This window comes from Winogradskyella sp. UBA3174 (genome assembly GCF_002364335.1).
GTDB lineage: Bacteria > Bacteroidota > Bacteroidia > Flavobacteriales > Flavobacteriaceae > Winogradskyella.
Genome location: NZ_DEXW01000057.1, coordinates 85,793 through 92,990 on the forward strand (window position 1 = coordinate 85,793; position 7,198 = coordinate 92,990).

Here is a 7,198-nt window from a genome sequence, read left to right on the forward strand (position 1 = left end):
AACCTCCTCTTATAAAGGCCAACTTAAAACTATATTAATTTAATGTAAATTCTCTTTTTAATTTATCGAGCTTATTTGCGATACTAGCATTATACTGAATATCACCAACTCTTAAAATGAAACCTCCTAAGATGCTTTCATCTATTATATTTTCTACTTCTGCTTCTTTACCAGTAAGTTCTTTTACTTTCGCTAATACCTTAGTTTTTAAATCGGCTGATAAAGGTATTGCTGTAGTAACAGTTGCTACTTGACTTCCTCTTAACTGATCATATAACTGCACATAACTCGTAGCTACATTATTCAATAATGGCAATCTCTTATTAGCGATTAAAGTATCTATCAAATTAATAGTAGCAACATTTGCGTTTTTGAAAACAGCTATTAAAACCGCTTTTTTGTCTGAAGATTTTACTACGGGACTTTGAAGCATCTGATTTAAATCTTCGCTCTGTGCGATTGTATTAGTGATTAACTTCATATCACTATTTACCGCATCGGCAGACTTGTGATCTGTCGCCAAGCTTAAAACCGCTTTTGCATATCGTATTGCTGCTCTTGATCCTGACATTTGTCTTAGTTTAAAGTTGCTTCACCTAACATATCTTCAACCAACTTAAGTTGCTTGTCTTTGTTAGATAATTCGTTGCGCACTACTTTTTCAGCGATCTCTATAGATAATGATGCAACATGACTTTTTAATTCTGCCATAGCCGCCTTCTTTTCGCTTTGAATTGCTGCTTGCGCTTGCTCAATCATTTTATTGGCTTGAACTTGTGCTTCGTCTTTAGCGTCTGTAACAATTTTATTCTTCATATCACGTGCGTCTTTTAACATCGCTTCGCGCTCAGCACGTGCCTCTTGTAAGATACGTTCGTTATCTGCATGAAGGTTTTGCATTTCTAGTTTAGCCTTTTCAGCAGAGGCTAAAGCATCTTTAATACCTTCTTCTCTATCGCTTACAGCTCCTAAAATAGGTTTCCAAGCGAATTTTCTTAGTATAAATAATAAACATAAAAATGTGATTATTGACCAAAATACTAGTCCAAATCCAGGTGTTACTAAATCCATTTCTATTTGTGTTTTTTAATTAAATTTAAATTTTATATACAGAAGCAACCAACCGTTACTTCTGTATATAATTTACTTGTTTTGGCTTACCCTTGTAATAAAGCTACAACAACACCAAATAGTGCTACCGCTTCTACGAAGGCTGCTAAAATTAATGCAGAAGATTGAATCTTTCCGTGCATTTCTGGTTGACGCGCCATTGCTTCCATAGCTGATCCACCAATTTTACCAATACCAATACCAGCTCCAATAGCTGCTAAACCAGCTCCAATAGCTGCAATTCCAGTAATAGTCATAATATAAAATTTAAATAATTAATGTTCTTCTTCTGTTGCCATCCCAAAATAAAGAGCTGACAATATTGTAAATATATAAGCTTGTATTGCTGTTACAACAATTTCGATAACTGTAATAAATAATGAGAAAGCTACAGATATTGGCGCAACCGTCCATGTTTTAAATATAAAAATTAAAGACATTAACGCTAAGATAATAATGTGCCCAGCTGTGATGTTAGCGAACAAACGAATCATTAACGAAATTGGTTTTGTAAAAACCCCAATTAATTCAATTGGTATTAAAAATATTTTGATTGGTACAGGCACGCCTGGCATCCAAAAGATATGTTTCCAGTAATTTTTATTACCACTTACTGTTGTAATAATAAAAGTAAACAGAGCTAGCACAAATGTAAATGCAATATTACCACTTAAATTAGCTCCATTTATAATTGGAATTAATCCAAATATGTTGTTAATCCATATAAAGAAAAATACCGTTAATAAATATGGCATATATCTTTTATACTTGTGCTCACCAATCATTGGTCTTGCAATTTCATCTCTAACAAAAACCACCAATGGTTCTGTAAAAGCAGCTATTCCTGTAGGAACACCATTCTTAGATTTCTTATAACTTCTTGCTGAACCTATAAAGATTAAAAGTAATACAGCTACTGAAACCCACATCATAAATACGTTTCTCGTTATTGAGAAATCTAGTGGTTTAGAGGCATTAGTTACATGATACTCATCATCAAAAGTAGCAGTACTCGCACCATCATTTAATTGGTATATCTTTTCGTGGAATTTGACGAATTTATCGCCATTTTTCTCTACAACTTCTTGCCCTGCGTCATCATGATGAAATTCAGAAGACATGAATGTAATTAAGCCATTATCTGTCCAAAGTATAATTGGTAAAGAAAGAGAAATTGGTTTTCCATTCCAGTCAATAATATGAAACTCGTGGGCATCCTTAACGTGATGCATAATCATCTCTTTAGGATCAAATTTTTCGTCGTCTCCTGCTTCTTTAGTTTCAGAGGCAAAACCAATATTAAATACGGTTAAAAATAACGCAGATAATATGACGTTTTTAAAGATGTTTATTTTCATTTTAACGGGCTTAAAATACCTTGCTTTAAATTCGACGCAAATGTACGGACATTAAATGAAATGTCAAACACTTTTTTTTTGATAATTTTTAGTACAATTTTATCCTAAAGAACTGAGCGTTTAACGACACTTCAACAAATAAATGATTACGGCTTTTGAAGAAATCTGGTTAAAGTGAAAACCTCAAAAAATAAATAAGAGAAATAGGGAATAAAAAAATTGAAAACATCAGGTTGTTTGTTTTCAAAGTCAGAAAGTATTAATGGAAGTAAAAAAAGTATAGTCAGAACCATTTTAAAAAAGGTCATAATCATAAACAAATTGAAGATGTCCTTTTTACCTGAAGAAAATCTGTAATTAATTATAGTATATAATGCCAAAGAAATAATTAAATGAAATGTGTAAATCTGCCATAATGGGAAAAAGAAAGTAATCTCTTTAGTAAAATGATACAACAAGTAACTATGTACTGCGAATAATAATGCACTAACACCTATTAATTGCAGTAGAAAAGTTAATTGTCTCTTTTTAAAATCTTCCATAATGACTTACTTATTCTCTTTTGAGCCTGCAATAATACGCCTAATTACATAAACTATTGACATAATTACAGATCCTAAAGACAACGTTAAGGTGAATAAGTTGTGTTTATTAGGGTATTTTTCATCGAGTTTTACACCAACAAAAGTGCCAATACCAATAATTGCAAACATTTGTATTGCAATACCAGAAAAGTGTGTGTAAGAATTAAGCTTGTTTTTCTGGCCTTTGGATTGTTTGTTGTGTGGTTTGTGGTTTGATTGGCTCATTAGGCAATGCTTTAACTCCTTTCATGCTACAAGTAGCGTTAAATGTTGCTCCTGGCTCTACAGCTAATTTACTTACATGTACTTCGCCTTCGATATGTGCTGTACCTTTTAAAGATAAGGTACCTGATAAAATAAGTTTACCAGAAAATTTACCTTCAAAATCAGCATTTTCTCCCTGTAAAGTTCCTTTTATAAAACCAGATTTACCAACTACGACTTTTCCTGTAGTTTTCACGTTACCCTCAACGGTTCCATCAATTCTAAATGGACCTTGGCTTGCTATATCGCCAACAATTTTTGTGCCTTGTGCTATAATGTTCTGTTGCGTACTTGTTTCCATAGTTTCTTGTTGTTTAGGTTTTTTATTGTCTGAGGAAAACATGATAATTGGTTTTAAATTACTTCAATTCTAAATATGCATTTAAGTTTTTGTGTCTTTGAATAATAGCATAATTTGGTGAGGAAATAGCAAAATACGGTTTAGTTATTTTCGGTTTAACAAGTTTACCTTTTTTATCCTTTTCATCTGTCTTAAGTAATTCTGCAAAACCAGAAGCTCCTTGAATACTCTTTAAACCATGCACAACTACAAATGTTGTGTTTTCCTCATAAACATCTTTAGAGGTTGTTAAATCGAAATACTTAATTTTCTCTAACTCTTCATTTAGTATCTTAATGAATGCTTCAATATCTTCATTTGTATTGTTTTCAAACTGATAAATAACATTAAAATATTTTGGTGTATCATCAGCAACAAAATCTTTTTTAGCCAAAGCAGGAATCGCATTTTGAATAATTTCTTGCGCTTTTTTACCCTCTTCACTATTACCATAAGTTAATGCTACGTAATTGACTCCTTCTTTATAAGCTTCAAAACCATATAATCTTCCTTTTGCAGAAGCTTTTAATATTTCAAATTTTGGAACAATGGGGTCACCTTCAAATTTCTTTATCTGAGCTTCAGCAGTCGCAATAACCTCAGCATACTCTTGATTATTAAATTTTCTATACAAGCTCGTATAAATAACCTCTGGACTATTTTCGTCTTTTGCCAATTCTGACTGCGGATTTAATAAAATTTCAGCATACCTAGAATCTGGATAACTTTTTATAATATCTGTTTTAGTGGCTTCTGCCTTTCTGTTAAGTCCTAACTCTATATAAATCCTATATAAGTTATATTTTGAAGGCAGTATTAAACGGTCTTCAGGATTATTCTTTAAAAGAGTTTCGAGCTTAGATTTAGCTAACTGATATTCTTTGAATTTTTCTTTATAAATAATCCCAAGTTGGTAATATGCGAAGTCTCTTTCCTTTTTAATGCTATCTATTTCGGTTTGTTTCGTAGGAAGTGATGCTAAATACGTTTCTGGATTAAACTTTTTTCCTTCTATCACATTCACCACAACATCTTCTTTTGTTGTATTTTCTTTATAAGCTCTTTTACTAGATAATCTCCAATTGTCTAGAAGCGCTCTGTCTCCCCAAAGTTTTATAAATTCATTCTTTCCGTAAGCCACTGTAGAGGGATTATAGAAATAAAAATTACTCGTTTTATTACTATTTCTACTACTACCAGGTCTTAGTTTTTCATTAGTCATTGCCCTGCTTTGGTTTCCTGAAGAAAGGGCTGCTGATGCTTGCTTTTTATTTGTCTCTTCTTCTTTGTTATTTTGAGCTTCTAAGGCTTGCACCTTTAACCGCTCTGTAAGTTCTGTAAAAAGGGCAAGTTGCTCTTCTTTTGGTAAACTAATCATATTTAAAATACTGTCATTAACTTGAGCTATACCTTCGTAATAGATAACATCGTCTAAGTTTTCGCGCTTCTTTTTAATAATTCTATAAGGTTTAGTATTCTCTACCATTGCCGTTAAAGTACTGTCGTAATATGCACCTGCTGTTTTGTAGCTATTACGATCAAAATACATGTCACCTAAAGTTTCGTAATTAAGTGCCGTTAAGTATTTGTCTGATTTACTTTTAGTAAGAGATTTGTTATAGTAAACCTCTGAAAGGCTGTCTGAAGTATTTGCTTTATGAAACTCTGCAATACGGTAATAGATTTTGTCTAAAAATGGTCTATTCTCCCTATTCTCTTCTAATTCAGTAAGAAGTTCTTGAAACTCTTCCAAATTACCAGTATCTGCATCAAAATTATTAGACTTTGCAATATGTGCATTAATATAAAATGATCGTGGTACTTGGCGATGCAAATCTATAATTTCATCAAAGGCTAAATTTGCACTATCCTTTTTACCAAACTCATTATAAAGCTGGCCTCTTATAAAGTGATACCTTGCTTTTTCTCTTTTAACTTTAGTATTCTCGGCAGCAATAGCTAATTGTTTTAGCGAACTGTCTTTAGATTTAATGTTGATATAGGCTTGCGCTAAAGTCGCTGTAGCATCAGCTAAATCTTGATCTTTTAATTCCTCCTCTTCAAGAAGGCGTTTCAATTTTTTTATTGCACCTTGGTTATTATCTAAGCGCATACTAGATTTTTCTCTCCAAATTTTAACCTGGTTGATCTTATCACTAGTTGGGTACTTATTCATTATATTATTAAACGCAGCTAAAGCTGGCACAAAACGTTTATCAAAATAACGCGCTTTTCCTAATAATAAATAAGCTTCATCAATTTGGTAATTTTTTTCTTTACCCTCAATGTTCATTCCGTGTTTTTGAATCGCTTTTATGGCTTTTTCTTCTGCGCGATCAAAATCTTCATTCTTATTTTGATCTGGAAGGAAAATTTCGTCATTTACTACCATACGTTCGACGGGTAACAATTCCCAAAAATTCTCTGTAAACTCGTTGTTTATACCGTCTTTACCTCTTTCTAAAGCAATCTCGCCATTAAATAGAACATTGTATTTAGTCCCTAAAGCATGGAAATTTTTGTTAATAAATTTATCCTTTTTACGAGAACAGCTTTGAGTTATAAAAACTATAGAGAAAAGAAGTAATATGATTTTATAATAGGTCTTCAACGTTGATTCTATTTGATTAATAGATAACTAAAATGTTAGATTTTTAGTGTGTTACGTGGTAAAAATAAACATCTTTTTGAATTATTGGGTTTATTTGACTTGTAATTCTTGCAAAGTCGCAGAGGTGCAAAGATATTGAACCATAAAAAAGCTCGTGATTAAATTTATAATCACAAGCTAAAAATATAATATTATAAAGTAAACTTTATTCCTCTTCTTGAGAAGCCATTGCTCCACTAGCAAAATGGGCTTCTAATTCTTTTAACGTTGTAGGATTGGTTTCTAAATCTTTAATTACGTTTCCTTTTTCTAAAACAACGATGCGCTCACACACATCTGTAACATGCATTAAATCGTGACTAGAAATAAGTACAGTCACTCCTTGTTTTTTAGCTAAATCTTTTAAAATTTGCTTTAGTCTTATTTGTGTTGTTGGATCTAAATTAGCAAATGGTTCATCTAAAACAATCACTTCAGGATTACCAATTAATGCAGCAACAATTCCCGCTTTTTTCTGGTTTCCTTTACTTAAATCTCTAAGGTATTTTTTCTTACCTATGATTTCACCATTGAAAAAATCTTCAAACTTAGACGTTAATGTATCTACATCTGCTTTATTTTGACCTCGTAAATCACCAATGAAATAAAAATATTCTTCTGGAGTTAAATAACCAATTAAGAAACTTTCATCAATAAAAGATGATGTGAATGGTTTCCAATCTTCACTGGTATCTACTACCACATTATTATTAGTGATGCTTCCTGTTGACGGTCTAATTAAATCGAGTAATAAACTGAAATAAGTCGTCTTACCTGCTCCATTATTTCCAATTAAACCAAAACTTTGGCCTTGAGGAATGCTTAACTCTTCTACGTTTAGAACTGTTGTTCCGTTATATGATTTTGAAAGGTCTTTTGTATATATCATGAT

8 protein-coding genes are annotated in these 7,198 nt (G+C 32.0%); all 8 read right to left on the reverse strand.

Annotation, left to right across the window (positions count from 1 at the left end; genetic code table 11):
* Nucleotides 1-34: 34 nt before the first annotated feature.
* Nucleotides 35-571 carry an ATP synthase F1 subunit delta gene (atpH, locus tag B2U95_RS10555; RefSeq protein WP_296316073.1) on the reverse strand — a complete coding sequence of 179 codons (537 nt, stop codon included), beginning with the start codon at nucleotides 569-571 and terminating at the stop codon, nucleotides 35-37.
* A 5-nt stretch (nucleotides 572-576) separates the two neighbouring features.
* The gene (locus B2U95_RS10560; protein WP_296316076.1) at nucleotides 577-1,071 is read right to left on the reverse strand and encodes a F0F1 ATP synthase subunit B; all 495 of its coding nucleotides are present in this window, start codon (nucleotides 1,069-1,071) and stop codon (nucleotides 577-579) included.
* A gap of 86 nt (nucleotides 1,072-1,157) precedes the next feature.
* Complete coding sequence (gene atpE, locus B2U95_RS10565; protein WP_296316078.1) at nucleotides 1,158-1,367, reverse strand: ATP synthase F0 subunit C; 210 nt, start codon at nucleotides 1,365-1,367, stop codon at nucleotides 1,158-1,160.
* Nucleotides 1,368-1,385: 18 nt separating this feature from the next.
* The gene (gene atpB, locus B2U95_RS10570) at nucleotides 1,386-2,468 is read right to left on the reverse strand and encodes a F0F1 ATP synthase subunit A (protein WP_296316080.1); all 1,083 of its coding nucleotides are present in this window, start codon (nucleotides 2,466-2,468) and stop codon (nucleotides 1,386-1,388) included.
* A gap of 548 nt (nucleotides 2,469-3,016) precedes the next feature.
* Complete coding sequence (locus B2U95_RS10575; protein WP_296316083.1) at nucleotides 3,017-3,277, reverse strand: AtpZ/AtpI family protein; 261 nt, start codon at nucleotides 3,275-3,277, stop codon at nucleotides 3,017-3,019.
* The gene (locus B2U95_RS10580; protein WP_296316086.1) at nucleotides 3,216-3,659 is read right to left on the reverse strand and encodes a bactofilin family protein; all 444 of its coding nucleotides are present in this window, start codon (nucleotides 3,657-3,659) and stop codon (nucleotides 3,216-3,218) included. The genes B2U95_RS10575 and B2U95_RS10580 overlap by 62 nt, the downstream gene beginning before the upstream one ends.
* A 16-nt stretch (nucleotides 3,660-3,675) precedes the next feature.
* The gene (locus B2U95_RS10585) at nucleotides 3,676-6,267 is read right to left on the reverse strand and encodes a tetratricopeptide repeat protein (RefSeq protein WP_296316089.1); all 2,592 of its coding nucleotides are present in this window, start codon (nucleotides 6,265-6,267) and stop codon (nucleotides 3,676-3,678) included.
* Nucleotides 6,268-6,472: 205 nt separating this feature from the next.
* The gene (locus tag B2U95_RS10590; RefSeq protein ID WP_296316091.1) at nucleotides 6,473-7,195 is read right to left on the reverse strand and encodes an ABC transporter ATP-binding protein; all 723 of its coding nucleotides are present in this window, start codon (nucleotides 7,193-7,195) and stop codon (nucleotides 6,473-6,475) included.
* Between the last annotated feature and the right edge of the window lie 3 nt (nucleotides 7,196-7,198).

Coding starts and splice junctions, on each gene's coding strand:
- B2U95_RS10580 (WP_296316086.1), bottom strand. CDS start 3,659: ATGTTTTCCTCAGACAATAAAAAACCTAAACAACAAGAAACTATGGAA.
- atpE (WP_296316078.1), bottom strand. CDS start 1,367: ATGACTATTACTGGAATTGCAGCTATTGGAGCTGGTTTAGCAGCTATT.
- atpB (WP_296316080.1), bottom strand. CDS start 2,468: ATGAAAATAAACATCTTTAAAAACGTCATATTATCTGCGTTATTTTTA.
- B2U95_RS10575 (WP_296316083.1), bottom strand. CDS start 3,277: ATGAGCCAATCAAACCACAAACCACACAACAAACAATCCAAAGGCCAG.
- B2U95_RS10560 (WP_296316076.1), bottom strand. CDS start 1,071: ATGGATTTAGTAACACCTGGATTTGGACTAGTATTTTGGTCAATAATC.
- atpH (WP_296316073.1), bottom strand. CDS start 571: ATGTCAGGATCAAGAGCAGCAATACGATATGCAAAAGCGGTTTTAAGC.
- B2U95_RS10590 (WP_296316091.1), bottom strand. CDS start 7,195: ATGATATATACAAAAGACCTTTCAAAATCATATAACGGAACAACAGTT.